General features: G+C 43.5%; 11 protein-coding genes and 1 pseudogene. 4 read left to right on the forward strand and 8 right to left on the reverse strand.

Annotated elements, in window-relative coordinates; all coding sequences use genetic code 11:
* Window positions 1-132: 132 nt before the first annotated feature.
* The 4 genes from F6K53_RS32705 to uvrB form a co-directional block, all read right to left on the reverse strand.
* The gene (locus tag F6K53_RS32705; RefSeq protein ID WP_293083560.1) at window positions 133-612 is read right to left on the reverse strand and encodes an MEKHLA domain-containing protein; all 480 of its coding nucleotides are present in this window, start codon (window positions 610-612) and stop codon (window positions 133-135) included.
* A 59-nt stretch (window positions 613-671) separates the two neighbouring features.
* Complete coding sequence (locus F6K53_RS32710) at window positions 672-2078, reverse strand: transposase (RefSeq protein WP_364304311.1); 1407 nt, start codon at window positions 2076-2078, stop codon at window positions 672-674.
* 185 nt (window positions 2079-2263) lie between these two features.
* Window positions 2264-6631: a CHAT domain-containing protein gene (locus F6K53_RS32715; RefSeq protein WP_293071610.1), complete on the reverse strand. Its 4368-nt coding sequence runs from the start codon at window positions 6629-6631 to the stop codon at window positions 2264-2266.
* Window positions 6632-7018: 387 nt separating this feature from the next.
* Window positions 7019-9019 carry an excinuclease ABC subunit UvrB gene (uvrB, locus tag F6K53_RS32720; RefSeq protein WP_293071612.1) on the reverse strand — a complete coding sequence of 667 codons (2001 nt, stop codon included), beginning with the start codon at window positions 9017-9019 and terminating at the stop codon, window positions 7019-7021.
* 606 nt (window positions 9020-9625) lie between these two features.
* Here uvrB and F6K53_RS32725 point away from each other — a divergent pair.
* Window positions 9626-10075, forward strand: coding sequence for a response regulator (locus F6K53_RS32725; protein ID WP_293020937.1), 450 nt, complete (start codon window positions 9626-9628; stop codon window positions 10073-10075).
* 241 nt (window positions 10076-10316) lie between these two features.
* Here the strand turns inward: F6K53_RS32725 and F6K53_RS32730 are convergent, their stop codons facing one another.
* A complete protein-coding gene (locus tag F6K53_RS32730) occupies window positions 10317-12539 on the reverse strand; it encodes an amino acid permease (protein WP_293071609.1) in 2223 nt (740 codons plus the stop codon).
* Window positions 12540-12814: 275 nt separating this feature from the next.
* Between F6K53_RS32730 and F6K53_RS32735 the strand changes: the two genes are divergently transcribed.
* Both F6K53_RS32735 and F6K53_RS32740 read left to right on the forward strand, forming a co-directional pair.
* Window positions 12815-12964, forward strand: a complete 150-nt coding sequence (locus F6K53_RS32735; RefSeq protein WP_293020934.1) for a hypothetical protein — start codon at window positions 12815-12817, stop codon at window positions 12962-12964.
* A gap of 323 nt (window positions 12965-13287) precedes the next feature.
* Window positions 13288-13656 (forward strand): DUF6464 family protein, encoded by a 369-nt coding sequence (locus F6K53_RS32740; RefSeq protein WP_293020932.1) that lies wholly within the window; start codon window positions 13288-13290, stop codon window positions 13654-13656.
* Here the strand turns inward: F6K53_RS32740 and fmt are convergent, their stop codons facing one another.
* The 3 genes and pseudogenes from fmt to F6K53_RS32755 all read right to left on the reverse strand — a co-directional run bounded on the left by fmt (window position 13657) and on the right by F6K53_RS32755 (window position 15705).
* A complete protein-coding gene (gene fmt, locus F6K53_RS32745) occupies window positions 13657-14658 on the reverse strand; it encodes a methionyl-tRNA formyltransferase (protein WP_293071607.1) in 1002 nt (333 codons plus the stop codon).
* Between the two features lie 7 nt (window positions 14659-14665).
* A pseudogene (locus F6K53_RS46105) lies at window positions 14666-14785 on the reverse strand (hypothetical protein); the annotation flags it as partial.
* Between the two features lie 176 nt (window positions 14786-14961).
* Window positions 14962-15705: an OmpA family protein gene (locus F6K53_RS32755; protein ID WP_293040097.1), complete on the reverse strand. Its 744-nt coding sequence runs from the start codon at window positions 15703-15705 to the stop codon at window positions 14962-14964.
* Between the two features lie 597 nt (window positions 15706-16302).
* Here F6K53_RS32755 and F6K53_RS32760 point away from each other — a divergent pair.
* Window positions 16303-17175, forward strand: a complete 873-nt coding sequence (locus F6K53_RS32760; protein WP_293071605.1) for a hypothetical protein — start codon at window positions 16303-16305, stop codon at window positions 17173-17175.
* Window positions 17176-17543: the final 368 nt, after the last annotated feature.

Raw genomic sequence — 17543 nt, forward strand, 5'->3', positions numbered from 1 at the left:
CGGTTGCTCGTAACTTTGCACTCAATATCTATCGCTCTAATCACTTCTCAAATATGGCCCAGGCAGAGCGACGGTGCAAGTTTGGACTAGACACACTCAAGCGCATTTTTAGAATGAAATAGCCCTGCATCGTCAATTAATCCGTATCCACTGGGAAAACGTAGCCCCTTGACCACAATAGTTATTTTCCTCATCAATGAGATTCCAGACGATAAAATCTAAAATCTGGAACCGTTTACCAGTGCTAGAAATGCGGACACCTTGAGAGTTGCTAATATAGCCCTGGCTTGTCACTTGGTTAAGCAGGCGTAAGCGCTCCTCCCTTTCCATTGGCTCAGCTGAATATCTCGAAGGCATCTGAGTCAATTGGTTCCAATCCATTTCCCACAATTCCAAAGCTTTCCGATTGCCATAGTTGTAAATGGGGTCTGATTCAGTGTTGTGAGAGAAGACGGCAAAGGGAGCTTCAAATAGTGCCTGTGCAATTTCGATAGGTAAGCCACTGGTATCGATTAGAGAATGCCCTGTCCAATGATGAAAGCTATTGATTAGACGTTGGCTCTGGCGAATTACGGCGTCTTGTTGCCAAGGAAATTGGAGCTCAGTGTTCATCGGTTTATTATTTTGCAAAGATTTATCACCCTTAGGAAACTATAGTAATCGTGACGCTCCTACACTCTCCTAACGGGTGAGTGTAGGCTTCTAGCACTCCTTAGAGCTACTAGAACTTGCTTCAAGGTACTATTAGTTAGAGAACTATCAACAACAGGATTCCCTCTACGCCGTTTTATAGTGGGGAACACGCCCAGCCCCACTCGTTTTAGGTTGATTGCGGCATTGATATCGCGATCGACCATCAGCATTTCTTGCTCATCCCAATACTCGCGGATAGAGCAGTCAGTAAATACAAACTCGTCTCGATAGCTCAACAGTTGAGAGGTATAGACAGGGTTACACTTTTTCGTTACTGCTCCAGCTTTTCCAGCTATGTAGGCCAGTATCTCAAAGAACTGTCCAAACCCTGCATCCGACCAAGACTTGTTTAATCCCGATTTTGCGGACTGTCCATTAGGCAAATATCCACCATTACTATCTGGCTTGGGTTTATTTCGTTTCTTTAAACCAGAAAGGTTCAAATTTTCATAATAGAAAACTTTTTTTCCGGTTCTAACCAGGAGATGAGCTGTTTTATAGGCATGATCCTTTCGGCTCCTAGCGATCCGTTGATGTATTCTCCCTTCACGCGATTGCAGCTTCCTCCGAGCTTTACTCCCTTTTTTTCTGGCATTCTTTTTGGTTTCTACCTTTTTGATAACAGCCTGATTTTTGCGGTAAGACTTAAGTGAGGGTAGCTTAGTATTTTCAGATGTCGCCAGATAATCATCTCCGTACAGGACTGCATCCAATCCCATGGTATTATTCCAAGTAGGAGTAACACTTTCTGGTTTAAAAGTTGGGACTGTAGGATCCTCTAAACATAAGGTCGTGTACCAACCATCGGCTTTTTTGGTTATTAGGATATTTTTGAGTTTAAACCCGTCAGGTAACGGACGATGGAGTCGGACTTTAACCCACCCTTTGAGCTTTGTTATCTTCAGCCATATCCATTTATTCTCGATTCTGGCTACAGTAAAAGAGCCTTTACCTTCTATTTTTAAAGTTCTGTATCTAGCTTGATTTTTGAATCGAGGTTTTCCGCTACGAGTACCCGTTTTATCGCCCTTGATGAATCGATTGAAAGCTAGGTCTGCTCTTTTACATACGTCCTGTAAAGTATTTGCCGGAACTCGGGTAAAGTCCAGCAATTCCCATGAGTGGACAACTGTTACCAAATCTTTTTTCCAGATTGGCAGAAGCTTTTTTTGACTAAAGTAACTGGGATTATCTCTAAGCTCTGGGAGGTAAGTAATCAACGGACAAGAATTAACACCAGTACGGTTTTCATTCCACCACCGCCAGCGATCGCCTAACTGCCAGTTATACCAGTAACGACAAATTCGTAGCCAATCGTTTAGTTGTAATTTTTGTTGAGTAGTTGGATCAGCTCGGTATTGGTAGTTGAGCAGTATAACAATCACCTCTTGGCTTTTATTGCGCTTTCATATATATAGATAATAACAATCTTTCCGAAAAGTTTCAGCATCTGTGTTTACTCCCATAAAAAGCTTTTATGATTTACTTATGCCCGCATTCCTCTCACGTCTCATCCGATAGGGGAGCGTGAGAGGAATGCGGTTCCAGCTGAACTCCTGCAACTTCTTGATTACTCGGCTTCCCCAATCAGGGTAAAAGCTGCCCATTCCACTGGATTTGGGTACTGTTTAAGAGTCGTAAGCATGGCTTGACGCAGAGCAACTGCTTTGTCAGGTGTTTGTTGTAGCTGGCGATAGAATTCAATCATCAGGTCAGCTGTGGAGTCATCAGGTACTTTCCAGAGGGAAACAACCACACTAGGTACACCAGCAGCAACTAAAGAACGGGATAATCCAATCACGCCATCACTGGTAACTCTACCTCTACCAGTGTTGCAAGCACTTAAAACTACTAACTCAGCACTAAGCTTGAGGTCGAGTATTTCACTAGCACTGAGAAAACCTTTATCTGTTTTAGTCGGAGCAAGGGCGATCGCTCCTGGTAAACCTAATCTCTGGAAGTCATTCAGTAAGCCGTGAGTAGCTAGATGTATGATCTTTGCCCTTGACATTTGCTCAACAACTGCTTTCTTGGTGGCTTGATTGCCAATCAGGGCTTGAGTATTGAACATCTCAGCGATCGCTAGCGCTTCTGTTTCTGTTCCAGGAAGAGGGGGCAAACCTTGAGGCATAGTGGGATTACCAATTACTAGCATCTCTTCTCCAGAAACCAGTTGCCGTTGCTGGTTAGTTAAATCCAGCACCTGAATCGAGGGAGCAGTGAGCATAGTATGTTTTTCGATCAGGTATTGACCAGAAGCGTCTTGTAGTGCTGGGAAAGGTACTAGAAACAAGGATTCGTGGGGAATAAAAGTAACACGAGCTTCGGGATTAGTAGGTAAGAGTTCCGCAATTGGTTCAATGAGCAGTTGATGCAGTTGTTTTAATCGTTCAGTTTGACCAGCTCTCTCTGTTTTAGTCAATCTTTCTCTGGGAACTAAATCAACTAGGGATGGGCTTCTTCTTAAAAAAATCGATTTACGAGTGATAACAACCAATTCTTTCAGAGATGTATCCAGATTAGTTAAATCAACCTGACGAAAAGCGATTTTACCTGTAGGTTTAATTACCCAAATGTAAAGCTCTTTGTCTTGAAGTTGCCGCACACCTTGGGCTTCGACAACTTCTTTGATAATCGAGTATAAAACTATTGTCGAGTTTTGTTTTTCAGTAATTTTTTTAATTTGTTTGATCTTCGGAGGAGCAATCGGTTTGTGATTTTTGAGGTTTGGTTCAGACTCTGATAAACCTCTCGCTAATAGTTCAACAAAGGCTCTTGATCGTCCTCTTTCAGTAATTTCTAGGGCTTGATTGAATTGTTTTCGTTCTACTAAATACTCTTGTAAAGTGCTATAAGTTGTTTCATGAGTTTCAAATATTGATACTCTCTCAAGGTCATTGCTGCCTAAGTTTGACCGCAAAGACTCCCAAATTTCAATGGCAGCAAAGAGAGCCTCATTTGCTTCTTGAGGATTTCCGGCTTGATAGAGAGCATCACCTAAGTTACTCAAAGCTCGTCCCTTGGCGTGGCGATCACCTAGTTGCTTGGCAATTTCTAAACTCTGGCGTTGGTAGTTTACTGCTTGGTTGTAGTCTTCTAGAGCATGGTAAATTATTCCCAAATTTTCTAGGGCTACTAACTCTCCATAGTTATCTTGCAGTTTTTGTGCGATCGCTAAACTCTGCTGAGAGTATTCAATTGCTTGGTTATAGTCGGTCAGAGTATAGTACAGCAAGCTCAAATTAGATAATGCTCTTGCCTTTCCAGGTAGGTTATCGGATGTTTTAGCGATCGCTAAACTTTTTTCTTTGTATTGAAGTGCTTTGGTATATTCCTTCTTAGCGTAGTAAGCTAATCCGAGATTGCTTACTATATTCCTTTCCAGCTCAGACTCATTGGTTGAGTTTAATAGTTCTAGACCCTGTTTATAGTATTCAATAGCTTTGTCATAGTTTCCTATTGCGCCATAAGCGGCTCCTAAACCACTAAAAGCTTGTGGTTTTCTTCTTAAGTTTGGGTCTGATTGGGCAAGATTAAAATGCTGCTTATGATAGTCTATAGCTTTGCCATAGTCTCCCAATCTATAGTGAGTTACTCCGAGGTTATGCAAAGCTTTTGCTTCTCGCAATTGATCGCCACTTTTTCGTGCAAATTCTAAATTTTTGTCATAGCATTCGGCAGCTTTAGTGTAATCTTTGGCAGCAACTTGTATAGAAAATCCTTGAGGATTTCTGAGCAATTGTTCTTCTGCCAGACACTCTGTAATTTCCAGTACCAGGATTGTCAGTCGTTCTAGTTCAATTGCTGGAGTCTTGTTTGACCTCTTGCTCTGATTGACCGCCACATCTGATCGATTAACTTGGGTTGGCAAGGCAGAGTTTTGATTGTCTGACCTTGGTGATGGTTTTCCTGGGGAAGGATTGGGAGGATTTACAGGATTTACAGGATTTACAGGTTCAATAATTACTGTTGTTGAAGGTTCTGGCGGTAGTAGTGCTGGAAAATCTGACTGTAGTTGTGGTGGTAGGGTTGGTAATGGATTTGGGTCGATGACTGAAGCAGGTTCAATAATGGGTGGCTCTATAGGCAGGAACGCTGGAGCTTCAGGTACTACTGGGACTGGAGATTCTGAACTTTTTATAGTAGAATTCTGGTTTCTGAAATCTAGAATGGAAATAATAGTAGAAGTAGCAGTAACATTTCCTTTACTGATGTCACTACCAGCAACAAGAGTAACATTGCCACTCTCACCATTGCTACTAGCAGCATTTATATCACCAGCATTAATACTTCCCTCTGTAGCGAATAATTGAACCTCTCCTCCTTTACCTTCCACAGAGGAAGAATCAACTACCCCAGCACTAGTATCAATATTTCCTGTATCGCTAACAGCAGTAATATCACCACCATCACCATTATTACTGGAAGCATTGAGACTCCCGGTAGTGATATTACCTTCTGCTTTAAGGTCAATATTTCCACTATCACCACTTACCGCCGTTGAATCCAGTGTGCCACTACTAGTATCAATCTCTCCTTTTCTACTATTGAGGAAAATTCTTCCACCATCCGAGGTAATTGATGCTGTCCGAATATTACCGTCTGCTTCAATAACTACTTGCTGACCAGCGCTGATATCCTGCACTACTACATCGCCAGGATTAATACTTCCCTCGGTAGCGAATAATTGAACCTCTCCTCCTTTACCTTCCACAGAGGAAGAATCAACTACCCCAGCACTAGTATCAATACTTCCTCTATCGCTTACGGCAGTAATATCACCACCATCACCATTATTACTGGAAGCATTGATACTTCCGGTAGTGATATTACCTTCTGCTTTCAGGTCAATATTTCCACTATCACCACTTACCGCCGTTGAATCCAACGTGCCACTACTAGTATCAATCCCTCCTTGTCTACTATTGAGGAAAATTCTTCCACCATCCGAAGTAATTGATGCTGTCCGAATATTACCTTTTGCTTCAATAACTACTTGCTGACCAGCACTGATATCCTGCACTACTACATCACCATCTTCCACCTGGATACCAGAACCTATCAGTTGTACTGTTCCATCACGATTTACCTCAATTCCTGTAGCATCACCGCCGCCAACTGTCAGCAGTTCGGGTAGGGAAAGGGGAGTGAAGGGAACAGTGGCAGAGGGGGAAACTTCTAAACTCAGAATATTACCTGGCTGGGAAATACGGAGTAAATTTTCTCCAGGCACAGCCTCAATAGTAACTTGACCACCAGGGGCAGTAAGAGTGCCATTACTGATCACAGTACCACCTACTAAGGTTAAATTCTGCCCCTCTTTAACTGCTAAATCAGCTAAATTGATGATCCCACCTGGTTGGGAAACAGCAAAATCAAAAGTATTGGGCTTGCCTACCAAGGAAGCATAGTCATTGCTACCAATGGCGTTAAACCAGCCGCCATCAAAACCAATACCAGTAGCAGTGGTGGCGGTAAAAGAAGCAGGTAGATCGATGCTGGCACCAGCACCAAAGACAATCCCAGCGGGGTTGATCAGGAATAAATTGGAATTACCCCCTGTAACCTGGATTAAGCCATTAATTACAGAAGCATCACCACCAGTCACTCGCCCTAGGATATTTTGGATATTAGGATGAGAGAGAAAGATGGCAATCTGACCTTCACTCAGACCAAATTTCTGGAAGCTGTGAAAGAGATTCGCACCATCTCCCGACAGCTTACCGCCATCAATGTTGAATTGGTTACCCTCAGGGTTGACAACAGTACCAGTACCATCGTTGGCTTCAACTATCGGTTGCGCCTGCACAGGGGTTGGCAACGGGCAACAGCTCAAATAGGTTGAAGAACAAACAAGCAGGAAAAACTTAGTTGCTGCTGATCTTCCCTTACCCATGATCTGGCTCAACAGGTTAAGACAGCTCAATGTTAGTCTCATAAGTTATGGAATTCATCGAGAATCTGGGTCGAATACACCCTTTTCAAGAAAGTAGACCTAGATTGAACAGGGGGTTACTAGAGCGGATTTGGTATCAAAGCTCTACAGCTTCATTCTTTCGGAGAAATCCCCCTTGGGATGAGGACACTTTATTTAATTTTAGAGAAATATCGATCATCTCAGTTTCCTTTAAACTATGTATTTATCAGGGCTAATGCCTCCCTTTTATGCAGATTGTTGGTTTTTGTCACAAAACTTTACATACTTGACTTTACATATTAAACTATATATAATTTACTTTAAACACATACTCTAGGGCGTGTCTGCTTGCCTCAATAGCCCTAAACCAATAATTCCTCCAACTCCTGTTAGTGTAAAAACTCTTAGTTAAGTTCGATTACCTAGCAGTTTATCCCGCAGCTGGTTAATGCGATCGCGTAACTTGGCTGCCGTTTCAAATTCCAAGGTCTTTGCTGCTTCCTTCATCTGTTCTTCTAACTGATTAATCAACTCCGGAATCTTCTCCAAAGGTACATCATCCACCTGTTCAAACACCGCTTCCAACTGTTGGGAATTCAACCGTCGGGAGACATCCAAAAATGTCAAAATCGGGTTGTTTGCGGTTTTGCGAATCGGCTGTGGTATAATGTTATTTTTGATATTATACTCAATTTGAATCTTACGACGGCGATTAGTCTCATCAATCGCTTTTCTCATGCTTTTTGTAAAGGTATCAGCATACATAATGGCTTGCCCTCGGACATGACGTGCTGCTCTGCCTATAGTTTGAATAAGCGATCGCTCTGCCCTGAGGAACCCTTCCTTATCGGCATCCAAAATTGCTACCAGAGAGACTTCTGGCAAATCCAACCCTTCTCGCAACAAGTTAACTCCAACCAACACATCAAATTCACCCTGGCGCAACGCCTGCAAGATTTCAATCCGTTCAATAGAGTTAATATCCGAGTGTAAGTAGCTTACTCGAATATCCCGTTCTTGCAGATAGTCTGTCAAATCCTCAGCCATGCGCTTGGTTAAGGTTGTTATCAGCACCCTTTCCTGACAATCCACCCGCTGCTTAATCTCAGCCAACAAATCATCGACTTGACCTGCTGTAGGACGAACAAAGATTTCTGGGTCAAGCACTCCGGTAGGACGAATGATCTGTTCCACGACTCGTCCTTGAGATTGTTCCATCTCCCAATCCCCAGGAGTAGCAGAGACAAAAATACACTGATTCACCTTTGCCCAGAATTCCTCTGCCTTCAGGGGTCGATTATCTGCTGCACTGGGTAAGCGAAAGCCATGGTCAATCAACACTTGCTTTCGAGCGCGATCGCCATTGTACATTCCCCGAATTTGCGGCACCGTAACATGGGATTCATCCACTACCAAAAGCCAATCTTCGGGAAAATAATCAATCAAACACTCTGGTGGTTCCCCAAGCTGGCGTCCAGCCAAGTGACGAGAATAGTTTTCCACACCATTGCAGTAACCAATTTCGAGCAACATTTCCAAATCATAGCGGGTACGCTGTTCCAACCGTTGCGCTTCTAGCAAGTTACCAGTTTGCTCCAATTGAGCCAAACGTTCCTCAAGTTCTGCCTTAATAGCATTACAAGCTTCTTCCAACCGTTCATCGGGAGTAACAAAGTGACGAGCAGGGTAAATATTTACGCCCTCTACACTTTGGAAAATTCCACCGGTAACTGGGTCAACGTAGTGAATAGCATCAATTTCATCTCCGAAGAATTCTACCCGAATAATTCGGTCTTCATAAGCCGGACCAATTTCTAATACATCCCCCTTCACCCGGAACCGTCCGCGTCCCAATTCTAAATCATTCCGGGAATACTGTACTGAGACTAAATCCCGTAAGAGTTGGCGTTGGTCAACTTCGGTATTTACCCGCAGAGGAATCGAGGCTTTTAAGTATTCTGAGGGGATACCCAAGCCATAGATACAGCTAATGGAAGCCACCACAATTACATCCCGCCGTTCAAAAAGCGATCGCGTAGCTGAGTGCCTCAGCATATCAATTTCATCATTAATTGAAGCGGTTTTCTCGATGTACGTGTCAGTGACCGGGATATAAGCTTCCGGCTGGTAGTAATCATAGTAGGAAATGAAATACTCCACCGCGTTATGGGGAAAAAACCCCCGCAATTCGTTACATAACTGGGCAGCCAAGGTTTTGTTGTGGGCAAGTACTAGGGTAGGTTTGCCGACTTTTTCAATTACCGATGCCACGGAGAAAGTCTTACCTGTCCCCGTAGCACCCAGTAGAGTTTGGATAGGGTTGCCAGCCTTGAGGTAAGTGGTGAGTTGGGAAATAGCTTGGGGTTGGTCCCCTGTTGGTTTAAAAGGGGCTTCGAGGTTAAATAGCATCTTAGATTCTGGCACAGCTAAAAAAAAATCCGTAAAAATACTATCTATAATTTCATCATAATTTTTATACATTGATAGGTACTGATGGATAGATTATTACCCAAAGTCAAGAGATAGTTTTAATACTTGCCCAAAATCCGGAGGGTAGGATGACAACTATCTGCTTAACTGCTAATCCCTTAAAGGGTTATCGTTACGGATAAAGGATAATAGGTCATGGGTAATGATTAATGGGTAATTATACCAATTTTATAGCCATCACCGTTTATCATTTACCATCGACTCTCCCGTCTTTAAGTGGAGAGCATTTTTATCTTATCCTTAATCAGCTAAGCTTTTTTGAACCAATACTTATTAATTTAGGATTAAAAATATTGAATATATTCGCACTTATTAATTTTATCAAAATTATCCACATATTAATTCTCAAATTTGGTAATGGTTAATCTATAATAACGAAGGGTATTATGAGTAACGATTAAACCTGATAACGAACCAATGAATATCGATAAGTATATGTGGTATTAATTTTATAAAAAATCAAGTATAAAATCCAGGTCTTTTGATTAATTTAATCTCAACATAAAAAACTATTTTTTAGTAATTATGAATGATAGAAATGCTATTCAGCGGATTGAAATATTGCTAGTGGAAGACAATCATGGTGACGTAGACCTGACCAAAGCTACTTTGAAAAATAGCAATATCCGCAACAATCTGCAGACGTTTAGCAATGGTAAGGAAGCTATGGCATTTCTACGTCGAGAGTCCCCTTATACTAAGGCACCCCGTCCCGACGTAATTTTGCTGGATTTGAATCTACCAGTGATGGATGGTCGTGAAGTGTTAGCACAGATCAAATCTGATCCAAAATTGAGTCTGATTCCCGTGATTATTCTCACCTCCTCAGATTCTGACCAGGACATCCTCACAAGCTACAAGCTAAACGCCAATGCCTACGTCACTAAGCCCCTTGAATTAGAGCAGTTTGTAAAAGTATTGAAGTCAATTGAAAATTTCTGGCTAAGTATTGTTAAACTGCCACCAAAAAATTAAGCATTTCCAATTCATGGTATAGCGTTTGTATCTGGTAATAGGTAATAGCTAATAGGTAATTGGTAGTTGATGATTACCAATTACCTATTACCCATTACCAAAAATCCCAAGACTATGTCTTGATGCAGTCGCTCATGGGGGAAACCCCCAAGACCGCGCTGCATCGCTTTGATAACTGATTAATCGGACTTGATCGTAATAGTCAATTGGCAATTAACAAATTTAAATTGCTGTTGGTATACTACAAATCTTCACTGAGAACTTCATGGAAAGCAAACCCAGGGGCAGCCAGTACAAAGACAATGGTAGGAAGACCAGCAGTTTTTAGCTGTAAACTTTCGTAATATTGAGTAAACTTATCGTCTGGTGTAGCCATACCCATAAAGATTAAGTCAGCATCAGCCGATGACTCATGAAGAATAGTATTAAAAGAACGCCCTTCGGAAACCAGCACCTGACAAACAACCCCCATCCGCAACTGTTTCACCCAATTACTTAGGTTTGCCCGTGCTGCTTGAGCTGCTATTTCATTAGGAAGCACCAACTTGAGGTAAATCTCAGCATTTTGCCACTTCAGGTCGCTGCGCAATAGATAGGCGAGGAGCAACATCAGGCTACCATTGGCTTGCTTACCGCCCCACCAAACATCAATCCGTTGACGACTACCGAAACCCTGCTCCCGATTTTCCCGCAGAATCACTACATTACGCTTTGCTTGGTGTATGTGAGTAATCAAGCGACAGTAAGGCTGGCGGCGGCTAAGGGTTTCGTTATCCCCGAGTAAAACTGTATTGGGCACTAGTGGTCCTATACCGTAAGTTTCCACCAGTTGCCGGGCTCCGGTAAAGGGATCCGGTGCTGTTACCAAGCGCACTAGAGCTTGTACACTGCGCCGTTCGAGATACTCACTGATGGTTTGTTCTAACTTTGCCTGCTTAGCAACACTATGGGAACTACTGGGTAAAATACTCGAAACGGTCACTAAACCGCGATTATGGGTCAGAGCATCGGCTAACTCTATCAAAGACCATCGTTTAGTGGGAGCTCCTGACAGCACCAAGATGTGGGGTCGCCAGTTTTTCGGATCAGGATGATGACTAATCTGAAAAATACCAGTGCGCAATAGTGCCATCCAAATACCCCGGCGTACATCCCCCCAAGCCGTGCGCAGTTCCCGCTGCTGTAGCCAAAGGTAAACCCCCAAGACAATAACAGCTGCTGCCACTGTGGCAAAGGCATTGATCAAAAACATCACGATCAGGCAACCCAATGCCCCTAACAGTGACAGAAACCAGTTAACTTTAAAGGAGGGTCGGAACGAAGGACTTTGCAAAAAGCCCTCAATGCCAGCTGCTACATTCAACACCAGATAGGTGGTCAGAAAGAACATACTTAGCACTGGTGCAATGATATCTAATTTACCAAGGCAAACTGCAGCAGTAGCTATTCCCAAGGTTACAGCGGTGCCAATCCGTGGTTCATCATCTCGTCCACTACCCGTACCTAGAAATCGCATCCAACGGGGTAATACTCCATCTCTAGCTAGTGCCTGTAAAATCCGGGGAGCCCCTAGAATACTCCCTAAGGCACTGCTGAGAGTAGCACCCCATACCCCGAGTAGGATTGACGGACCCCAAAATGCCATTTGCCTCATAATCAGAGGATTGCCAATTAGGGCATCTCCCCCCACCCGCATTGATAGAATAATTGGTACGATCATATAAACGGCATATCCTGTACCTACAGCTGCCAGAGTACCGATGGGAATGGCGCGGATCGGGTTGCGTAGATCACCGGACATATTCACCCCAGCCATGATACCGGTCACGGCAGGGAAGAAGACAGCAAAGACACGCCAGAAGGATTCTTTGGAGGTCACCCACAGCTCAATATTAGCTACATCATAAGGGTAATCATGGTTACCGACGAATAGAGCAATCAGGGATAGCACTATCGCAGCCATAATAAAGTATTGAATGCGGATGGCGAGGCTAGCGGAAGTCAAAGCCAGTATTGCCACTAAAATAGTAGTAATTAGCGCTACATAAAGCTGGTTGAGCTGGGGAAAGGTCTGAACTACGCTCTCGGCAAAACCAATAGTGTATAAGGCGACTGAGAGAGCTTGGGCAAAGTAAAGGGGAATTCCTACGGCACCGCCAGTTTCAATTCCTAGGGAACGGCTAATCATGTAATACGCACCACCAGCCCTAACAATGCGGTCAGTTGCGATCGCAGAAATAGACAGAGCCGTCAAAAAGGTAATACTGGTGGAGAGGGTAACAATGATGAGGGTACCCACTAAACCAACATTACCAAGTACCCAACCAAAGCGCAGGTACATAATAACCCCCAGGATGGTGAGAATCGACGGAGTATAGACCCCACCGAATGTTCCCAAACCTGAAGTTTTTTCCTGAGTAGGCTCGACAACAGGAGATGAGCGGCGACCAAAGAATAACTTCATATATCTAAAACACGAATATAGTGCATTAAGCTAATCTGAATATAGGGAATAGGGAATAGGGAAGAGAGATTTTCATTCCTTTGTTGTCGGCGAAACGCCCATGGGTTTCTGACTTGAAAAAGCCGTCGAGGCAAGCAAGTGCGTTAGTCCTCGGTAAAATACCAGAGATGTTCATACTTTGTTCTTTGTTGTAAATGCATTTTTGATGGGGGTATAGCTGGAAAATTTTTCAAGTCCTTGGCAGACAATGTCAGTTGGTGAATTGATCATGGTCCATGAACAACTCCACCAGTTCTACCCCCAAGCCACCAACATTGCAACTCAAGGATGTTACAAGGTTGGTAGCCTCGGCTTTTGGTTCAACATTGGATGAATTTCACACCACAGGACTAACTGCTGTCATGGGGTTTTGGGCAAACAAGTAGAAACTGCTAATGGAACGAAGAGAACAGAAACGATAGTCTTTTAATCTGACAGTCTTTTAAGCTGACTACAGAATTAACTTGCGCGCATTCCCAACTTTATGCACCCCAATCACGAATTTAAGGCATTTTTTGCTCAATGACCAATTTCCCAATATGGGTAATATCAAGTTCGGTTAATCACTTCGTTGATCAATCCAGTCTTCAAGAAGAGCGCCAGTGTGTTGTACTTAACCAGACAATTCTATGTAGAATTCTGTTGGGCTAGATAGTCAGCCCACAGCCTGCGATACCATCCAAATGTAGCGTGATTAACAATAAGCACTATGGAGCCTGATTCTCTACCCACGGAGTTAATTTTGACGCACCCGCTTCAGACCATTGGCAATGTTCAACTGGATTGGATACCTCAACCCGGTAACTATCTCGACTTTAAAGGTAAAACCTACACAGTTTTAGAGCGCCGCCACCGCTACTGTCTTAAGTCAGGGCGCTATCGTTTGCATAAAATTGCTCTGTATGTGCAGTCTTCTGGACACCCTAGTGAAAAAAGCCTGCTCCAGGGGCGTTGGGTGATTGGGGATGCCAGCTGTTATTTCAATGCTCACTCTGAATTGATTCGTTGTGCAGTCAATCCAGACGGACCATGTGATTCTTGCCGCTTTTACGAACCCTTGAAAACCGCAACTAACTAACTAACCATTACCTAGAACTTCTCCTACTTCTAAACGCATACCATTGGCAAAATCCCAAGCCGATTGAGCACGTTTGCCAGCTAGTTGCACTTGCTGCAACAACAACACTCCCTTTCCAGTTTGAATAATTGGACCGATTCCCTTCGCAATCTTGACAACTTCTCCAGGACGACCTGAACCAACATCAAGAGTAGACCACTCCTGCGATCGCATTTTTAACTGTGAAGGCAACTCGGATAAGTAAGCCGAATCTAAGGGAACAGTGGCACTGATTTTCAGAGATTTACCCCGAAATGAGGTGACGCAGTTCGGGAAAAATCCCCGGATCTGATTGTGTAACTCCAAGTTAGACCGTGACCAATCTAGGCAATAATCTGACTTTTGAATCAGTGGTGCATAGGTAGCCTCAGAGTCATCTTGAGGAATTGGTTGGATTTGCTGTAACTCTCGCTTCAGGAGAGTTTCAATCAACAAATCAGCTCCCAAATTACTCAGAGTTTGTGCCAAATGTTCGGCAGTATCCAATAGTCTGATTGGTGTATACGCTTTCAAGAGCATTGCTCCAGTATCCATGCCAGCATCCATCAACATCGTTGTGATGCCCGTTTGGGCTTCACCATTATAAAGACACCACTGGATCGGAGCTGCTCCCCTATACTTAGGCAAAATTGAGCCATGTACATTGATACAACCTACCGTAGGCATATCCAGAATCTCTTGGGAGAGAATCTGCCCATAGGCAACCACCACAAAAACATCAGCCTTTACCTGCCTTAGCTGAGTTAGGGTTTCCCTATGCTTTTTCAGGCGCTGCGGTTGCCAAACTGGTAGTTTATGTGCTAATGCTATTGATTTCACTGGGGAAGGAATCAGCTGGTTACCACGTCCTCGACGCTTATCTGGCTGAGTTACCACACCCACCACCTCAAATTCAGGATGGTTCAACAAACCTTCCAAACAAGGTAGAGCAAATTGGGGAGTACCAAAGAATACAACTCGCATCTAGAAATTACCAATGACTAATGGGTTGTTCGCGTAGCGTGGCCTTTTGGCCAAGGTTAGCTGGTTGAAGGTTAGCTGGTTGAAGGTTAGCTGGTTGAAGGTTAGCTGGTTGAAGGTTAGCTGGTTGAAGGTTAGCTGGTTGAAGGTTAGCTGGTTGAAGGTTAGCTGGTTGAAGGTTAGCTGGTTATACATCCAGATTTGAGTTGTTAAGGCTCTAATCTTCAACCTACCCTACAAGGGACGCCCAAGGGAAACAACCAAATAACTTTCAACCAAATAACCTTCTAACCTTATAACTAATGACTAATCCACAGCAATTTCCACCCTACGATTGCGTTGCTGATTAACCTCAGTATCATTAGCTACCAGAGGACGAGTTTCTCCGTAGCCAATAATCAGCCAACGGTATGGATCGTCTAAAGCGCTACTAAGATACTGCTGAACTGCTTTGGCACGCTTAAATGAAAGGTTTCGATTCTCTTTGGCTTCGCGGGGGTTGTCGGTGTGGATAGCAATCCGGATTGTACTACTGGGATAGGCTTGCAAATCTGTGACAATTTTGTCTAGGATCAAACCTGCTTCTGGACGTAACGTACTTTTACTTTCCTGAAATAAAATATCACTGGGCAATGTGACTTTCAACTTATCGGCAGCCGAGGCAGCTAGTCGATTACCATTGCTATTACCAACTAATGCAGCATTGCTACTTGAAGTCGATGGTTCCTTCAGAAGCAAAGTGATCCCTTGGATGCGCCTTTCAACAGATTCATTCCCTCCCGAGGTTCCCAATTGAGTTTCCAACATTGTCACGTCCTCACTCAATCTCTTCAGTCGCTTGTCTAAATCACTTAGCTGAGCTTTGACCTGGACTCTTTGAACCGGTGTCAATTGTTTTAGTGGATTGGCTTCCGTTGGTTCCCGAATTGAACTAAAATTGAGAAACGTTGATTCTCGCTTGTTATCCAGATGCTCCAGTAATTTTAAGATCAGGGGTTTTTCTGGATTCGGGTTAGGGTAAGCATTGGCAACAACAATGCCAAATATCACGGCCAAGCCACTCCCTACGCCTAGCAGTAGTAGCCTGAAAATTAAGATTAGTAGGCAGTTCAGTATACTTATTGAGGTTTCAGGTCTGGTATTGGTGTTGGAAGTAGCGGGTTGAGTCACACCGAATTTTGTTAGATCTCCTTCAACATAATGAGGCAGGATGCTCCAATTGTACTCCGTTAGGGGTCAAACGCGGGTATTTAACATTATAGAAGAATTCAAAAAAACAAGGTTGAATTCCAAATGGCTATCATAACACTAAAACCTCCAAACCAACCAGTTAATTCCAATGTCAAGCCTGACAACTTTTGTGTGAGGGCTACCCACTTCAGCCAAGACCTCTTAGGGGAAGGAAAGAGTGTTAATTTTTTATTTTTCCCTGGCTTATTTTCTTTGTCTGCCTTCGGTAGCTTGATAGTGGAGGGTTTAGCCAACTGACTGAGTCGAAGTGTAAGAAACCCGGTTCGTAATTCAGGGTCGGACGGGGTAGTTGATCACTTTTTAACCTTTTAAATTTAAATTTAAGGAACTATATTCTAGTTTCTTGGGGTTGCTCCTCTAACTAGAAACGCTAATTAGTAACTGAAAAACCAATCAATGTTGAAAAGGCAATTGAGTTTAGCAGGATGGCTTAAAAATCAACCACTAGGACTGTTGTTAGCAACTTTGATGTTGATAACATCTAGCCTATATGCCGAGAAAGCCAAGGCTAATGAATCCTTAGTAGCCAGTCAATCATCGGTGCTATCTTCCCAGCCTTTAAGGGAAGTAACAGAAGCTATCAAACCTGATCTAACCGAACCATACGTTCAGAGTGACCCACTCAATAGCCCTTATCCTATTCCTTGGAATTGGGTCTTGGAAACCCATGCTGAACTGGTTGCTAATCAGAGTTTTGGGTTTAGGTACTATCGCAGCCAATCACTAGTGTCTCCTGATGGCAAGTATGCTGCCTATAGTCGCATTCAACTACAAGGACAGCCGGAACTATACCGCAGCCGCATCAGTAGTGTGATGTTTATAGAAAATTTGCAGACTGGACATTTGCGCATCATCACTGCATCTTCTCCCTTAGCTAACCATCATAATGATGATAAATTAAGCGGCGCAATCGCTATTCTGATTCCCGTGTCTTGGACAGAATCAAGCGATCGCCTTCTAGGGCGGCAATTTGAAGGTTTTTTTAATAGCTCAGATGGTTCTGATTACGCAGTAATTTGGGATCGGAACCAAAATACGGTGACCACCTTGGCTCCTGAGCGCATCCATTATACTAACGCACTGTTGCTAGGCTGGAGTCAAGCTAATCCAGATCAAGTGCTATTTCAGGCTGGTGAGTTGGGCAATGAGTATTGGCCAATGTGGTCTGTTGAACCCAATGGTTACACTGCTCTTACCTTTGAGGATGAACCTATGGTTTATGGTGAATCAGTAGAACACATTTGGTCTGGTTCCCAGGCACGCTGGTAATCTCAAAGGATGAAGGATGAAGGATAAATTTTCATAATTCATCCTCCACACTTCATCTGTCCGCCTCCCGGTCGTCTCCAGCTATAATCTTTGAAAAGCGCGGTGAGACGTGCCATATAAACACCTGGGGTTTCCCCAGGTGACAGGCACTCAGGAAAGGGAGGACAGGGTCTAAATCGTATAGGCATAACCATCCTTTCTGTGAATAAATTGACAATACTTATGACTGATTCCTTGCACCAGTTACGGTCGATGTCCCCTATTAAGGGGAGCACCTCCGCTTCAGAACTGGGCGTGAGACTTTCACCTCACCCAGCTCCTGGGTAAACTCAGTCTTTTGACCGGCCTTTCGGCATGCTCCAGTGTAT

The sequence above is a fragment of the Moorena sp. SIO4A1 genome, assembly GCF_010672065.1.
Lineage (GTDB): Bacteria > Cyanobacteriota > Cyanobacteriia > Cyanobacteriales > Coleofasciculaceae > Moorena.

Coding starts and splice junctions, on each gene's coding strand:
- fmt (WP_293071607.1), bottom strand. CDS start 14,658: ATGCGAGTTGTATTCTTTGGTACTCCCCAATTTGCTCTACCTTGTTTG.
- F6K53_RS32705 (WP_293083560.1), bottom strand. CDS start 612: ATGAACACTGAGCTCCAATTTCCTTGGCAACAAGACGCCGTAATTCGC.
- F6K53_RS32715 (WP_293071610.1), bottom strand. CDS start 6,631: ATGAGACTAACATTGAGCTGTCTTAACCTGTTGAGCCAGATCATGGGT.
- F6K53_RS32760 (WP_293071605.1), top strand. CDS start 16,303: ATGTTGAAAAGGCAATTGAGTTTAGCAGGATGGCTTAAAAATCAACCA.
- uvrB (WP_293071612.1), bottom strand. CDS start 9,019: ATGCTATTTAACCTCGAAGCCCCTTTTAAACCAACAGGGGACCAACCC.
- F6K53_RS32725 (WP_293020937.1), top strand. CDS start 9,626: ATGAATGATAGAAATGCTATTCAGCGGATTGAAATATTGCTAGTGGAA.
- F6K53_RS32730 (WP_293071609.1), bottom strand. CDS start 12,539: ATGAAGTTATTCTTTGGTCGCCGCTCATCTCCTGTTGTCGAGCCTACT.
- F6K53_RS32735 (WP_293020934.1), top strand. CDS start 12,815: ATGAACAACTCCACCAGTTCTACCCCCAAGCCACCAACATTGCAACTC.
- F6K53_RS32740 (WP_293020932.1), top strand. CDS start 13,288: ATGGAGCCTGATTCTCTACCCACGGAGTTAATTTTGACGCACCCGCTT.